Source organism: Streptomyces sp. NPDC003327 (assembly GCF_053589515.1).
On sequence record NZ_JBSFSA010000029.1, the window covers coordinates 20,974 to 35,783 of the forward strand.

General features: G+C 73.2%; 13 protein-coding genes. 5 read left to right on the forward strand and 8 right to left on the reverse strand.

Annotated elements, in window-relative coordinates:
- Positions 1-17: 17 nt before the first annotated feature.
- Both ACWDVG_RS21310 and ACWDVG_RS21315 read right to left on the reverse strand, forming a co-directional pair.
- Positions 18-1,511 (reverse strand): FAD-dependent monooxygenase, encoded by a 1,494-nt coding sequence (locus ACWDVG_RS21310; protein WP_451700885.1) that lies wholly within the window; start codon positions 1,509-1,511, stop codon positions 18-20.
- A 68-nt stretch (positions 1,512-1,579) separates the two neighbouring features.
- Positions 1,580-2,611, reverse strand: a complete 1,032-nt coding sequence (locus ACWDVG_RS21315) for a methyltransferase (protein WP_451700886.1) — start codon at positions 2,609-2,611, stop codon at positions 1,580-1,582.
- Between the two features lie 231 nt (positions 2,612-2,842).
- On the opposite strand from ACWDVG_RS21315, the gene fabG reads away from it, so the two are divergent.
- Both fabG and ACWDVG_RS21325 read left to right on the forward strand, forming a co-directional pair.
- Positions 2,843-3,628: a 3-oxoacyl-ACP reductase FabG gene (gene fabG / locus ACWDVG_RS21320; protein ID WP_451700887.1), complete on the forward strand. Its 786-nt coding sequence runs from the start codon at positions 2,843-2,845 to the stop codon at positions 3,626-3,628.
- Positions 3,629-3,680: 52 nt separating this feature from the next.
- The gene (locus tag ACWDVG_RS21325; RefSeq protein WP_451700888.1) at positions 3,681-4,298 is read left to right on the forward strand and encodes a mycothiol-dependent nitroreductase Rv2466c family protein; all 618 of its coding nucleotides are present in this window, start codon (positions 3,681-3,683) and stop codon (positions 4,296-4,298) included.
- An 8-nt stretch (positions 4,299-4,306) separates the two neighbouring features.
- Here ACWDVG_RS21325 and ACWDVG_RS21330 read toward each other — a convergent pair whose 3' ends face one another.
- From ACWDVG_RS21330 to ACWDVG_RS21340, 3 genes are all read right to left on the reverse strand, one after another.
- Positions 4,307-5,185 carry an NmrA/HSCARG family protein gene (locus ACWDVG_RS21330; protein ID WP_451700890.1) on the reverse strand — a complete coding sequence of 293 codons (879 nt, stop codon included), beginning with the start codon at positions 5,183-5,185 and terminating at the stop codon, positions 4,307-4,309.
- Between the two features lie 93 nt (positions 5,186-5,278).
- Positions 5,279-5,548 (reverse strand): acyl carrier protein, encoded by a 270-nt coding sequence (locus ACWDVG_RS21335; RefSeq protein ID WP_451700892.1) that lies wholly within the window; start codon positions 5,546-5,548, stop codon positions 5,279-5,281.
- Between the two features lie 36 nt (positions 5,549-5,584).
- Positions 5,585-6,355 (reverse strand): SDR family oxidoreductase, encoded by a 771-nt coding sequence (locus tag ACWDVG_RS21340; protein WP_451700893.1) that lies wholly within the window; start codon positions 6,353-6,355, stop codon positions 5,585-5,587.
- A 179-nt stretch (positions 6,356-6,534) separates the two neighbouring features.
- Here ACWDVG_RS21340 and ACWDVG_RS21345 point away from each other — a divergent pair, with 179 nt between their 5' ends.
- The 3 genes from ACWDVG_RS21345 (at position 6,535) to hemG (ending at position 11,123) form a co-directional block, all read left to right on the forward strand.
- Entirely contained in the window at positions 6,535-8,001 is a 1,467-nt protein-coding gene (locus ACWDVG_RS21345; RefSeq protein WP_451700895.1) for an FAD-dependent monooxygenase, read from the forward strand.
- Between the two features lie 44 nt (positions 8,002-8,045).
- Positions 8,046-9,509, forward strand: a complete 1,464-nt coding sequence (locus ACWDVG_RS21350; RefSeq protein ID WP_451700897.1) for an FAD-dependent monooxygenase — start codon at positions 8,046-8,048, stop codon at positions 9,507-9,509.
- A gap of 129 nt (positions 9,510-9,638) precedes the next feature.
- Positions 9,639-11,123 (forward strand): protoporphyrinogen oxidase, encoded by a 1,485-nt coding sequence (hemG, locus tag ACWDVG_RS21355; RefSeq protein WP_451700898.1) that lies wholly within the window; start codon positions 9,639-9,641, stop codon positions 11,121-11,123.
- Positions 11,124-11,312: 189 nt separating this feature from the next.
- Here hemG and ACWDVG_RS21360 read toward each other — a convergent pair whose 3' ends face one another.
- The 3 genes from ACWDVG_RS21360 to ACWDVG_RS21370 form a co-directional block, all read right to left on the reverse strand.
- On the reverse strand, positions 11,313-13,064 hold the full coding sequence (locus tag ACWDVG_RS21360; RefSeq protein ID WP_451700899.1) for an FAD-dependent monooxygenase: 1,752 nt from the start codon (positions 13,062-13,064) through the stop codon (positions 11,313-11,315).
- Between the two features lie 140 nt (positions 13,065-13,204).
- The gene (locus ACWDVG_RS21365; protein WP_451700900.1) at positions 13,205-13,666 is read right to left on the reverse strand and encodes a pyridoxamine 5'-phosphate oxidase family protein; all 462 of its coding nucleotides are present in this window, start codon (positions 13,664-13,666) and stop codon (positions 13,205-13,207) included.
- Positions 13,663-14,808, reverse strand: a complete 1,146-nt coding sequence (locus ACWDVG_RS21370; protein WP_451700902.1) for a threonine aldolase family protein — start codon at positions 14,806-14,808, stop codon at positions 13,663-13,665. The genes ACWDVG_RS21365 and ACWDVG_RS21370 overlap by 4 nt, the downstream gene beginning before the upstream one ends.
- Positions 14,809-14,810: the final 2 nt, after the last annotated feature.

The following is a 14,810-nucleotide window of genomic DNA, read 5'->3' on the forward strand; positions in this document are numbered from 1 at the left end:
GGGGTAGCGGGGCGGCCTCAGCCCTGGGCGGGCGCCGCGGCCTCGCCGAACCAGCGGCGCAGCGCGGCCTCCGGGCCCTCTGCGCCCGGTGCGGTCCAGGCGACGTAGCCGTCGGGGCGGACGAGCACCGACTCGGTCGGGGCGTCGCCCTCCTCCGGTCCGGCGGGGAACGTCCGGACGCGGACCACGTCGACCCGGTCGGACCAGCCGGCGGCGGCCTCGGCCACCCGGCCGGTGGCGTCCGCGGTGATCAGCACGCCGCGGGCGCCGTGCAGCAGCCGGGCGATCCGGTCGGTGCCGCCGTCGGCGAGCTCCAGCTCGCGGTCGGCCATCCGGGCGCCGAGCAGCGGGTGCGCCGGGCCCTCGGGGCCGGCGCCGCCGACCTCGTAGCGGATGTCGAAGCCGCTGACCATGCCGGACATGTGCCGGGCGGCCGCCGGGATCGCGAGGATCTCGGCCATGACGCTCCGCAGCGGCCGCACGGAGCTGCCGGTGAGGTTGAGCGTGCCCTGGGCGAGGGTGCCGCGCAGGACGCGGGCGCCCACCGGGTGGCGCTCGGAGTGGTACGTGTCGAGCAGGCCCTCGGGGGCCCGCCCGGCGATCGTGGCGGCCAGCTTCCAGCCGAGGTTGTACGCGTCCTGCACGCCGACGCTCAGGCCCTGGCCGCCGGCCGGCAGGTGGATGTGCGCGGCGTCGCCGGCGAGCAGCACCCGGCCGCGCCGGTACTCGGTGGCCTGGCGGGTGGCGTCGGTGAAGCTGCTCACCCAGCGCGCCTCGCCGTGGTGGATGGAGTCGCCGGTCAGCCGCTGCCAGGCGTCCGCGACCTGCTCGAAGGTGACCTCGGCGCGGTCCGGCGGGGTGCCGTTCTCGCAGACGATGATGCGGGTGTAGCCCTCCTCCAGCGGCGCGGCCATGACCATGCCGTTGGGGAAGAGTTCGCCGATCATGCGGGGCTTGATGTCGGCGCCCTTGACGTCCGCGAGGTACATCTCGCGGGTGGCGTCGGAGCCGGCGAACTCGAAGCCGGCCAGGCGCCGGACGGTGCTGCGGCCACCGTCACAGCCCACCAGGTAGCGGGCGGTGTGCTCCTCGTCCCCCTCCGGGCCGGTGACCGTGACGGTGACGCCGTCGGCGGTCTCGGTGAAGCCGGTGAACTCGTAGCCGCGGCGCAGGACGGCGCCGAGCTCGACGGCCCGGTCCTCCAGCATCTCCTCGATCTTGTACTGGGGGGCGCCGCGGACTCCGAAGTGCGAGCCCTCCAGGATCCCGTAGTCGATCGGGATGCCGCCGAAGTGTCCCTGGCGGGTGATCTCGATGTTCTCCAGGCGGTCGAGGATGCCGCGCTGCTCGAACATCTCGGTGGCGCGGGCGGTGAAGCCGATGCCGCGCGACTCCCAGCTCCGCTCGGCCCGCTGCTCGAAGACGACGACGTCGGCGCCGCCGAGGCGGAGCTCGGCCGCGAGCGTCAGCCCCGCGGGCCCTGCCCCGATAACTATGACATCGGTATTCATGACTTCCTGTCCTGAGCCTCGACTTCTGCGATGGGAGGGGGACCGGCCGTACGCCTGGGCGGGACGCCTCAGACGGTCGGGACGGCCTCGATGATGGAGATCGGCGCGGAGGTGGGCACGGCGCGCGTCAGCGTGAAGCCGGCCTTGGCGAACAGCTCGCGGTACTCCTCGAGGGTGCGCTCCTGGGCGCCCAGCATGAGCATCAGCCAGAGGTCGATGGCCTGGCCGAGGTGGTGCTCGTTGCCCTCCGGGAGGACGTACTCCATGACGAGCAGCTTGCCCTCGGGGCCCATCGCCTCGCGGGCGTTCTTCAGCGCCGTGATCGCGTCGGCCTCGGAGAAGTCGTGGATGATGTGCTTGAAGAGGTAGGCGTCGCCGCCGGTGGGCAGCTTGTCGAGGTAGCCGCCGTGCTCGATGGTGAAGCGGTCCGCGACGCCCGCGGCCTCGAAGTACGCCTGGGAGTCGACGGTGGCGACCTCGGAGTCGTAGAGCACGCCCTTGACGTTCGGCGCCGCCTGGAGGATGCCGGCGAGCAGGTTGCCGCGGCCGGCGACGACGTCGACGACGGTGTTGAACTGCGAGAAGTCGTAGGCGGCGACGAGCGGGGCGGTCTCCGACTCGGAGAGCCCGCCGAAGGCGTGGAAGAAGACCTGCGCGTACTCGGGGTTGGCGTGGAAGAAGTCCAGGGCGCCCATGCCGCGCAGCTTGGGGAGGTTCGGCTCGCCGGTCTCGACGGCGGTGAAGAGGTGGCCCCACTCCTCGTGCAGGAACGGGTGGCTCATGAGCAGCGCGAAGCCGCGCATCGAGTCCGTCGCGTCCTCGCGGAGCTTGTCGGAGAGGGCGGTGTTCTCGAAGGCGCCGTCCTCGCGGACCGCGAAGACGCCGTGGCCGGCGAGGGCGCGCAGGACGCGGCGGGTCGACTTGGCGTCGGCGCCCACGCGCTGGGCGATCTCCTCGACGGGGAGCGGGCCGTCGGCGAGGACGTCCGCGACACCGAGCTTGGCCGCGACGGAAAGGGCCTGGGTGATGACGGCACCCTGAATGAGATTGAGCAGCGCGTACGAATCGGACTGGTCGCGGACCTCGGGCGTTGCGGACATGACTTTCCTTTCGGAGCGCCTTTTCGTGGATTCCTGGACGATAGGTCGGCTCTTCCGGGGCCCGCAACCATGCTTTTTTGAAATTGTTGACTCGAACGTTCAACCGGCGAATCCGTGCGGTTGAACGCCGCTCGGACTCCAACTCACCTCCACTCCTCCTCGACCGGGAATCCGGGCTCTCTTGCCAGGTTGTTCCGGCACCACATACACCCCGAGAAGGAGCAGGCGGAAATGGCGGACAAGGGACAGCAGGTAGCGCTGATCACCGGCGGCACGAGCGGAATCGGTCTGGCCGTCGCCGAGAACTTCGCGCGCCAGGGGCACAGCGTCTTCATCTGCTCGCGCAACCCCGAGAACGTCACGGAGACGGTCGAGAAGCTCCGTGCCGAGGGGTACGACGTGGACGGCCTGGCCGCCGACGTCGCCAAGCCGGAGGACGTGACCCGTCTCGTCGAGGCGGCCGTCGCGCGCTACGGCAGCATCGACATCCTGGTCAACAACGCGGGCCGCAGCGGTGGCGGCGTGACGGCGGAGATCTCGGACGAGCTCTGGAACGACGTCATCAACACCAACCTGACCAGCGTCTTCCTGGTGACCCGCGCGGTCCTCACCACCGGCGGCATGCGGGACAAGACGAGCGGCCGGATCATCAACATCGCCTCCACGGCCGGCAAGCAGGGCGTCGTCCTCGGCGCCCCGTACTCGGCCTCCAAGCACGGCGTCGTCGGCTTCACCAAGGCCCTCGGCAACGAGCTGGCCCCGACCGGCATCACGGTCAACGCCGTCTGCCCCGGGTACGTCGAGACGCCGATGGCCCAGCGCGTCCGCCAGGGCTACGCCGCCGCCTACGACACCTCCGAGGACGCGATCCTCGAGAAGTTCCAGTCCAAGATCCCGCTCGGCCGCTACTCCACGCCCCAGGAGGTCGCGGGTCTCGTCGGCTACCTCGCCTCCGACACCGCCGCGTCCATCACCTCCCAGGCGCTCAACGTCTGCGGCGGCCTCGGCAACTTCTGACCGCACCCGCCGAGACCGCAGCGACGACAGCACCGACATCAAGGAGGCCGACGTGCCGCACACCACCCCGACCCCGGTGGACTTCTGGTTCGACCCGACCTGTCCCTGGGCCTGGCTGACCTCCCGCTGGGTCCTGGAGGTCGCGGCGCACCGGCCCCTCGATGTCCGCTGGCGCGTGATGAGCCTGACGGTGCTCAACGAGGGCCGCACCGACCTGGACGAGCGCTGGCACCGTGACCTGGCGCTGCGCATGGAACCCGTGCGGGTCTGCGCCGCCGCCGAGGAGCGGTACGGCTCCGGGGTGCTGGGCCGGCTCTACACCGAACTCGGCACCCGCTTCCACCTCGACCGGGCGCCCAAGGAGCGGGCCACCTACGCGGCGGCGCTGGCCGCCGCGGGCCTCGATCCCGGCCTGGCCGACGCGGCCGGGTCCGAGGCGTTCGACGGCGCGGTGCGCGCCTCGCACGACGAGGGCATCGGCCGCGTCGGCACCGACGTGGGCACCCCCGTCCTCGCGGTGGGCGACGTGGCGTTCTTCGGTCCCGTGGTGACTCCCACCCCGAGGGGCGAGGACGCGGTGCGGCTCTGGGACGGCGTCCTCGCCGTGGCCGGGACCGACGGTTTCTTCGAGCTCAAGCGGACCCGCACCCGCGATCCGCTCTTCACCTGAGGGCCCGGTCAGTGGTGCGCCCCGACCGTCGGTGCGGTCCAGTTCTCGGCCAGCCAGCTCTCCAGGGAGACCAGGTCCGGCCGGTTCTCGCGCAGCGCGGGCAGGTCGGCGCGGTAGCCGTCCCGCTCGAACCAGTCGAACATGTTGGCGAGGTCCTCGCGGGCCGCGCGCAGCGGTTCGATCGGCAGCTGCTGGAAGCGGGTGGGGACTCCGGAGACCGCCTCGAAGGCCGCCGCCATCTGCGGTCCCGTGAGGTCGTCGCCGGCGATCTCCACGGTCCTGCCGAGCCAGCCCGCCGGGTCGTCGAAGGCGTCCGCCGCGAAGACCCCGATGTCGCTGGTCGCGATGAGCTGCACGGAGGTCTCCGGGTCCAGCCACATGGCGAGGACGAGGCCGTCCGCCACCGGGCGCGGGGCGATGTCCAGCAGGATGTCGTGGAACATGACGGGCCGCAGCACGGTCAGCGGCAGGTCGAGGGTGCGCAGGTACTCCTCGATCCGCAGCTTGCTCTCGAAGTGCGGGACCCGGGTGTCGCGGTCCGCGCCGCCGACCGAGCTGTACACGAAGTGCTTCACCCCGGCCCGTACGGCCGCGTCGGCCACCGCCCTGCCCTGGCGCTCCTCGGCCTCGCAGCCGCCGGGGCCCCGGAAGGTCTGGACGCTGAACACGCCGTGGACGCCGTCCATGGCCGCCGCGAGCGAGGCCTCGTCGTCCATGTCCCCGCGGACCAGGACGGCGCCCGCCTCCGCGAGGGCCTTCGCCTCGTCCTTGGCCGGGTCACGGACCAGGGCGCGCACGGAGTGCCCGCGCCGGAGCAGTTCGCGGGCCACCGCCCCGCCCTGCCGGCCGGTACCGCCGAGCACCAGGATCGTCTCTTCAACCGCCACTGTCTGTCTCCATGTCTGTGGTCCGCCGGTTTCCCGTCCGGCGCGACGTCGGGTCGTGGGGGCCGCCGCGTGCGGGCGGTCTCCCCCGGGGGGTCAGGCCGCCGACAGCACCTTGAGCTGCAGCAGCGAGTTGACGAAGTCGACGAGCTGCCGGGCGGTGTGGATGTCGCCGAGCTCGTCCTCGCAGAGTTCGACGCCGAAGTCCCGCTCGAGACGGCTGTACGTCTCCAGGAGCGCGAGGGAGTCGTAGCCGAGCTCCTCGAAGGCGCGGTCGGGCGCCTCCTCGAGCGAGAGGGCCTCCTCGTCCTCGCCGGCGCACTGGGTCATGATGGTCTGGAGGTCAGCGATCGTGATCTGCTGCAAGGCCGTTCCTCTTTCTGTGTGGATGGGCGTTCCGCGCTACCACGGAACGGGTCCCTCGTCCGCCAGGCAGGCGCCCGACGGGCCGGTCTCGTCCAGGAGGGCGAGCCGGACCGCGATCCCGGCGCCCTCGGCGGGCGTCCGGTGACCTCGGTGGTGGTTGATGTCGGTGGCCACCACTCCGGGGAGGGCGGCGTTGACCTTGACGGGGGTGTCGCGCAGCGCCTTGGCGTAGGCGACGGTGACGGCGTTGAGCGCGGTCTTCGAGGACTGGTAGGCGATCATGTCGAGGCCCGCCAGCGGCGATTCCGGGTGGGAGTTGAGCGTGAGCGAGCCGACGTGGCTGGACAGGTTGACGATCCGGCCGGCCGGGGAGCGGCGCAGCAGCGGCAGCATCGCGCCGGTCACGGTGACCACGCCGAAGACATTGGTCTCGTAGACCTCCCGCAGGTCGGCGGCGGTCGCCTCGGCGGCCGTGCCGGTGAAGCGGCCGGCGATGCCGGCGTTGTTCACCAGGACGTCCAGGCGTCCGTACCGCCGCTCGATCTCGGTGGCGGCCGCGGCCACGGAGGCCGGGTCGGTCACGTCGATCACCAGCGGGTGCGCGGTGATGCCCTCGGCGGTCAGGGTGTCGGCGGCCTGCTTGCCGAGCACCTCGTCGCGGGCTCCGACGAAGACGACGGTCCCCCGCTCACCGAGCTGTCGCGCGACGGCGAAGCCGATGCCCTTGTTGGCGCCCGTGATGAGGGCGATCCTCTCGACCGGCACGTCTCTTCCTCTCGCCCTTTTCTCGGGGACCGAATTGCTCATGCATTGAAGGTAGTAAGTGGCAAAACCCCGGAGCACCTCCGACATTGCCATCGGGTTCAGCGTTCAACCGTTCAATATCGGCGTTCAAGCAGGCTCATTCCGCAGTCGAACGCCATTCCCTCGCGCGCGCGTATTCCTTTCATTGCGACCGAACAGGGCGCTCGGTAGCTTCCCCTCACATGGAAAACATTGACGTCATCGTCGTCGGAGCCGGTCCGGTCGGCCTGATGCTGGCCGGAGAACTCCGCCTCGGCGGAGTGGACGTGGCCGTCTACGACCGGTCACCCGCCCCCTCCGGGGAATCCCGCGCCCTCGGCTTCAACCGGCGGGCCGCCGAATCGCTCGCCCAGCGCGGCGTGCTCGACCGCCTCGGGGCCTTCCGCTGGGGCCCGATGGGCCACTTCGGCGGGGTCCGCTTCGACCTGGGCATGCTCGACGAGGACCACAGCGGCGTCCTCGGCCTCTCCCAGGCCCGCACCGAGGAGGCGCTGGCCGGCTGGCTCGCCGACCTCGGCGTGCCGGTGCTCCGCGGCCGCGAGGTGACCGGGCTGCGCGAGACCGGGGACGCCGTCGTCGTCGCGTACGAGGGCCCGGACGGGCCGGGCGAGCAGACCGCCGCGTACGTCGTCGGCTGCGACGGCGTGGGCAGCGCCGTCCGGCGGCTCGCCGGCATCGCGGCGCCCGGCTGGGCGGCCACCCGCGGCATGTACACGGCCGAAATCACCGGGGTACGGCTGCGCCCGCGCCCCATCGGCGAACGGCTGCCGGGCGGCAGCATGGTCGTGTGCACCCCGGTCGGCGAGGACCGCTACCGGGTCGTCGTCCACGACCTGTCGCTGCCCGCGGACCCGGACACCGAGGCGCTGACCTTCACGGAGGTCGCCGACGCCTGGCAGCGGCTCACCGGCGAGTCGATCCACGACGCCGAGCCGCAGTGGCTCTGGGCGACCGGCAACTCCGCAGCGCTCGCGGAGGAGTTCCGGCGCGGCCGGGTCCTGCTCGCGGGCGACGCCGCGCACGAGATACCACCGCTCGCCGCATGGGGACTGAGCGCCGGCCTCCAGGACGCGGCGAACCTCGGCTGGAAGCTGGCGGCCACCGTCAAGGGCTGGGCGCCCGAGGGACTCCTCGACACCTACGACGCCGAACGGCGCCCCGTGGGGCGCGAGTTGATCCGCAACGCGCGCGCAGCCGGGAAGATCTACCTCGGCGAGGAGGCCATGGAGCCGGTCCGCGAGGTCCTGGGCGAGCTGCTCTCCCACAAGGACGCGGCGGAGCAGGTCGCGGGGATCGTCAGCGGCCTCGGCATCCACTACGACCTCGCCAAGGGCGACCACCCACTGCTCGGGCTGCGCCTGCCGCCCGAGCGCCGCGTCGTCCTCGCCGACGGCACGCAGACCCGGGTCGCGGACCTCCTGCACGCCGGTCACGGCCTGCTGATCACCGCGGACCCGGCCCTCGCCCGCACCGCCGAGGGCCTCGACGACCGCCTCGACGTCGTCACCGGCACCTGGGCGGAGGCCCCCGAACCCGCCCTCGACGCCGTCCTGGTCCGCCCCGACGGCTACGTCGCCTGGACATCCCCCGGCACCGTCGACGCACTCACCGACGCCCTCGCCCGCTGGTTCGGCACCGCAGCCCGATGACCGGCGACACCCGCGGAACCCCGCGACCGACAAGGAGCACACGCATGTCCAGGGATGTCATCGTCGTCGGAGCGGGCCCGGTCGGGCTGATGCTGGCGGGCGAACTCGCGCTCGGCGGCGCCGACGTCGTCGTGTACGAACGGCTCACCGCACCCGCCCGCGAGTCCCGCGGCGCCAGCTTCACCAAGCGCACCGCCGAATGCTTCGACCAGCGCGGACTGCTCGGCGGCCTCGGCCCCACCGAACCCGCCGACGCCCACTTCGGCGGCGTGCCCATCGACCTGGAGCCGCTCGCCGAGGACCACTACGGGCACCGCGGCGTGCCGCAGTTCCGCACCGAGCGGATGCTGGAGGAGTGGGTGACCGGCCTCGGCGTGGAGATCCTGCGCGGCCACGAGGTGACCGCCTTCGAGGAGTCCGCCGAGGCCGTCACCGTCTCCTTCACCGGCCCCGACGGGCAGCCGGGCGCGGAGACCGCCGCGTACGTCGTCGGCTGCGACGGCGGCCGCAGCTCCGTCCGCAAGCTGGCCGGGATCGACTTCCCCGGCACCGAGGGCACCCGCGGCTTCCTCACCGCCGACGTCACCGGGATCGAGACCCGCAAGCGGCGCATCGGCGAGAACCTGCCGGGCGGCAGCATGATCATGGCGATGGACCTGGAGAACGGCGTCACCCGGGTCGTCGTCCACGAGGCCGGCACGCCGCCGCGCGACCGCGCCTCGCTCACGTACACCGACCTCGCCGACGCCTGGCAGCGGCTCACCGGCGAGTCCCTGCACCACGGCGAGTGCCGCTGGATCAGCTGCTTCACCGACGCCTCCCGTGCCGCCGCCACTTACCGGCGCGGCCGTGTCCTCCTGGCGGGCGACTCCGCGCACATCCAGCCGCCGGCGATGGCCCAGGGCCTGAGCGTCGGCGTCCAGGACGCCGTCAACCTCGGCTGGAAGCTGGCCGCGACGGTGACCGGCCGGGCGCCGGAGGGGCTCCTCGACACCTACGACGCGGAGCGCCGCCCGATCGGCGAGCAGCTGGCGCGCAACGCGCGGGCCGCGATCGAACTGCGGCTCACCGGCGAGGACATGGACCCGGTGCGGGAGATCGTGGGCGAGCTGGTGCGCCACGAGGGGGCCGCCGAGCACCTGGCGGGGATGCTGAGCAACCTCGGCGTCCGCTACGACCTCGCCAAGGGCGACCACCCGCTGCTCGGGCTGCGCCTGCCGCCCGAGCGCCGCGTCGTCCTCGCCGACGGCACGCAGACCCGGGTCGCGGACCTCCTGCGCACCGGCCGGGGCCTGCTGATCACCGCGGACCCGGCCCTCGCCCGCACCGCCGAGGGCCTCGACGACCGCCTCGACGTCGTCACCGGCACCTGGGCGGAGGCCCCCGAACCCGCCCTCGACGCCGTCCTGGTCCGCCCCGACGGCTACGTCGCCTGGACCTCCCCCGGCACCGTCGACGCACTCACCGACGCCCTCGCCCGCTGGTTCGGCACCGCCGAGCAGCGCTAGGAGATCGGTCCAGTCGGTCTCGACCGGGGTTCCGGGAACCCCGTCGAGACTGCCGACACATCTGTCCCGGGGCCGATCCGCGGCGCCCGGGGCGGCTTACGACACCGTAACCATGAAGGAGCTGGTGGAATGGCTGGCAGCGAACGGGATCAGGCGACCGGCACGCCGCACGTGGTCGTCGTCGGAGGTGGCATCGCGGGCCTCTCGGCCGCGTTCCATCTGCGGAACGAGCCGGTGCGGGTCACGGTCCTGGAGGGGGCGGACCGGCTCGGCGGCAAGCTGAAGGTCTCCGAGGTGGCGGGGGTCGCCGTCGACGAGGGCGCGGAGTCGCTGTACGCCAACCGCCGCAAGACCACCGGCCTGATCAAGGACGCCGGGCTCGGCGACCGGATCATGTCGGCCGGGGTGACCGCCTCCGCGATCTGGAGCAGGGGCGAGATCCGGCACCAGCCGGACCGCCAGTTCATGGGCGTGCCCTGTGACCTGGACGACCTGGCCCGGTCCGGGGTGCTGTCCGAGGAGGGCGTCGAGCGGGCCCGGCAGGACCTGTTCCTGCCCCCCTTCGACCGCCAGGGCGACGTCTCCGTCGCCGAGTTCGTCGGCGGCCGGTTCGGCCGGGAGGTCGTGGACCGCCTCGTCGAGCCGTTCCTCGCGGGCGTGTTCTCCGGCCGCGCCGAGGACCTGTCCTTCGAGGCCACGCTGACCCCGCTGGCGAAGGCCTCCCGCCACCAGGCCTCGCTGGCCGACGCGGCGGGCGCGCTGGTGCCGGTGCTCGCCCCGGGCGAGAAGCCGCCGCCGGTGAGCGTCGCCACCCTGGACGGCGGCTTCGGTTCACTGCCGGCCGCCGTGGTGGAGGAGACGCTGAAGGCCGCGCCCGACACCGTCTTCCGTACGGACGCCCCGGTGCGCGAGCTGGCGCGGAGCGCGGGCGGCTGGCGGCTCACGGTCGGCTCGGCCGGGGCGCCGGAGCTGATCGAGGCGGACGCGGTGGTCATCGCCACCCCGGCGGGACCGACGAGCGGCCTGCTCGCCGGCGTCCCGGGGACGGGCGCCGCCGTCGCCGCCCTCGACGAGGTGCGGTACGCGAGCGTCGCGGTCGTCACCCTCGCCTACCCGAAGGCCGCCTTCCCGGGCGGCGGGCTCTCCGGCCGGGGCTACGCGGCCTACCGGGTGCCCGCGGTGGAGGGGAAGCTGGTCAAGGAGGTCACCTTCACCACGGTGAAGTGGCCGCACCTGGCCGGCGAGGTGGAGATCGTCCGCTGCTTCCTCGGCCGGTTCGGCGAGGAGCGGATCCTCGGCCGCGACGACGCCTCGCTGGTGGCGGTGGCCGCGGCGGAGCTGGCCGAGGCGACCGGGGTGACCGGCGTCCCGGTCGAGTCGCGGGTGAGCCGCTGGCAGGACGCCCTGCCGCAGTACACCGTCGGCCACCTGGACCGGGTGAACCGCATCCGGGAGTCCGTGGCGACCCAGCCCGGCCTCTCGGTCTGCGGCGCGCTGTACGACGGTGTGGGCGTCGGCGTCTGCATGGCGACCGCGCGCAAGGCCGCCGACGAGGTCCTGTCCTGGCTGGCGAAGAAGGACGGCGCGGCGACCTCGGTCGCGGCCGGCGTCTGAGGGACTCCGCGGGGAACTCCGCCCGGAACGGCTCGTCGTTCCGGGCTTCCTCATGTCCGGAGACGGACGGGAGACCCCGACGACGGCAATGACAACGGCAACGACGACACCGACACCGACACCGACACCGACGGCAACGACGACGGCCGTACCCCGAGGGGTACGGCCGTCGTCGGTTGCGCGCGGGCGTCAGCGGTCCAGGAGGGCCGCGAACACCTCGGCGAGGACCTGCTCCGGGTCCTCGGCGCCCTCCGTGCGGCGCCAGGCCACGTGCTGGTCCGGGCGGACCAGGAGTGCGCCCGCCTCGCCGGTGCCGCGGACGGCCGCCCAGCCGCCGTCGACGTCGGCGTACGCGCCGCCCTCGCCGATGACGACCGTGGTGAGCGGCACGGAGAACTTCTCCGCGACCCGCGCGGCCGCCTCCGCCCACGGCTCGCCCTCGGCGCCGGTGAACAGCGTGAAGCCGCCGGTGCCGGTGAGGTCGAGGGTGGACAGGCGCTCGCCGTCCCGGGTGACCCAGGCGTGCGGCAGCCGGTGTCCGGGGCGGGACGTCGGCGTGTGCTCGTTCCGCATCGGGACGCGGACCGGCGGCTCGGTGCCGTCGGGGACGACGACGCCCTGCTCGTACGCGAAGCCCACCTCCATGTCGAGCGACTGGCAGCCGCCCCGGTGGGTGTGGAAGATCTCCAGGGCGCGCGCCCGCACGGTGTCGCCGAGCGGCGACGGGTCGAAGTAGGCCTCCAGGCGCTGCCCGCGGCGGCCCGCCGGGATGTTGTGGCCGGCGCCGATGGCGTCGATGACCGTCTGGTGGTGCTGGGCGGCGGAGACGGCCCAGTCGACGTTCTGGCGGCCGATGGGGCGGCGCTCGGCCTCGTAGGTGTCGATGAGGCTCTCGGGCGCCTGGCCGCTGAGGACGGCGGCCAGCTTCCAGGCGAGGTTGTGGGCGTCCTGGATGCCGGTGTTGAGGCCGAGGCCGACGGCCGGCGGCTGCTTGTGGGCGGCGTCGCCCGCGATGATGACCCGGCCGACGCGGTAGCGGTCGGCGAGGATGGCGTCCACGATCCAGTCGGTGACCTTGTGGACGGTGATCTCCAGGTCCGGGATGCGCAGCAGCTCGCGGATGCGGGGGACGACGGTCTCGGCGTTCCAGCGTCCGGGCGGGCCGGGGGCGAAGTGCAGGCCCCACTGCTCGCACTTCTTGCCCCAGCTCGGGCCCATCTCGATGAGGTTGCTGGAGAGGTCGGGGTCCTCCGGGCTGAGGAAGTGGGTGATGAGGGTGCCCTCCTCCCACCACTCGGACAGGTCCGCGGAGAAGTACGCGGTCGTGGTGTTGACCAGTCCGGGCGGGCCCTCCATGCGGATGCCGACCTTCGGGCCGACGAACTTCCCGCCGTCGGCGCCGATGAGGTACTGGGCCCTGACCGTGGTGGTCTCGCCCGTCTCGACGTTCCGCATCTCGGCGAGGACGTGGTCGCCCTCGTCGGAGAAGGTGGTGATCTCGTGGCCGAAGAGGACGCGGCCCGGGTTCCGCTCCTCGGCGTGGCGCTTGAGGATCGGCTCCAGCCACATCTGCGGCAGCTTGGCGGGCAGGACGGGGCCGACCGCCGCGTACGTCTCCGTCAGCTCGCCGCCGCCGAAGGCGTCCATCTCGTGGATGAGGCGCCGGTCCATGGGCCCGTCGCCCGCGAGCGTGGTCATCCAGCGGACCTTGCCGAACAGCTCCAGCGGAGCGGCCTCGGCGAACACGTCGTCGGCGACTCCGTGCTGACGGAAGATCTCCATCGTGCGCTGGTTGAGGTAGTGAGCCTTCGGAATCCTCGACGTCTCCGGGTGCCGTTCCACCAGCAGATGATCGACGCCCTGGTCGGAGAGGAAGACGGAGGCGGACAGACCGCATCCGCCGCCGCCGACGATCAGGACCGGAACCTCGATTGCTTCCATGTTCGCCCTTCCAGAAATGACGGATGCCTTGCCCGCGCAGCCTGCCAAGGCGCTCTGCACGGCCGGTCGAGAACGGCTGGACTCCGCCTCCCCGGTGGGGGCGACGGAGTCCTGGGCCGTACGGGAAGGGCGGCGGCGGCTCAGCCGAGCCAGACGCCGTCCCGCATGAGGCCGCGGCCGGCCAGCTCGTTGGCCTCGCGCCAGGCCTGCACGCGCTGCGGCCGGATGCGGAAGTACTGGTAGGGCTCCTTCAGTTCGCGCGGGTCGAAGCCGGTCTTCGCCGCGAAGGCGTCGCCCGTCTCCCGGCCGAGCTCCTCGGTGTCGACCGGCTCCGCGACGCCGTCGACGATGACCACGTCACGCGTCGGGCCAAGGCCGACCCGCACCCGGCCGTCGGCGAGCAGGTTGCGGCCGGTGATCGAGGACCGGGGCGTCGACACGAGGATCGTGGAGCCGTCCCAGAGGAACGAGAGCGGGATCAGGTGGACCCCGGCGCCGTCGGCGCCGGAGGTCGAGACCCACAGGTCGATGTCGTTCTCCAGGCGGGCGCGGGTGTCCTTCAGCCGCTGCTCGCGCGTCCTGGGTGCCGCCGCGTCGGTCATGTTTCCTCCATCGCTGTCAGGGAGCCTCCCCGGCCGGGGAGTTCTCCGTCGGTCCCGGGCCGGGACGGGGGGACGGCGGCCGCCACGGCCGCCAGCGCCGCCACGGCCTCGCGCACACTGATCATGTCGTGTGCCCGGTGCGTCACGAAGCGCACGTGTCCGTTCGGGAGCGGCAGGACGCGCACGCCGTGGACGGCGAGACCCGCCGCGCAGGCGCCCGGGGCGAGCCCGGGGACCCGCGCCATCACCATGTTCGTGGGGTGCGGCGGGCGCGGCACCTCCACGCCGGGCACGGACCGCAGTCCGTCGGCGAGCGCCGCGGCCGTCGCGTGGTCGGCGGCCAGTTCCGGCAGCCGCCCGAGGGCGACGAGCGCGGGGGCCGCGACGACGCCGGCCTGGTGCAGGGAGCCGCCGAGCCGGCCGCGCAGGTCACGGGCGCGCGCCACGTAGGCGGCGGTGCCGCCGAGCAGGGCGCCGAGGGGGGCGCCGAGGCCCTTGGAGACGGAGAAGGCGACGCTGTCGGCGGGCGCGGCGAGCGCGGCGGGCGGGACGCCGAGGGCGACGGCCGCGTTGGCGAGTCGGGCGCCGTCGAGGTGGAAGTGGGCGCCGTACCGGTGGGCGAGGTCGGCGACGGTCCGGGTGGCCGCCGCGTCCAGGGCGTTGCCGGAGCGCATCATGCTCGTGTTCTCCAGGGAGACCACGGTGGGGCGGCCGGCCGCGGCGGCGAGGAGCACCTCCAGGGCGTCGAGGTCGAGGACCCCTTCGGCGTCCTGCCCGATCGTCAGGGTCTCCAGGCCGCCGAACCGCCGCAGCCCGTCGGCTTCGAGGAACCCCATGTGGCTGTCGGCGCCGACGACGAGCCACGGGGTCTCGGTGCCGGTGCCGGTGCCGGTGCCGGTGCCGGTGCCGGGGTGCGCCGCGAGGGGGGCGAGGAGGTTGGCCATGGTGCCGGTCGGCAGGAACAACGCCGCCTCGGTGCCGAGCAGTTCGGCGGCGCGGGCTTCGAGCGCGGCGACGGTGGGGTCGTCGCCGTACACGTCGTCCCCGACCTCCGCCGCCGCGGCCGCCGCGCGCATGCGGGCGTCGGGGAAGGTGCGGGTGTCGCTGCGGAAGTCGAGCCGGGGATCGTCGGTGCCGTCCATCG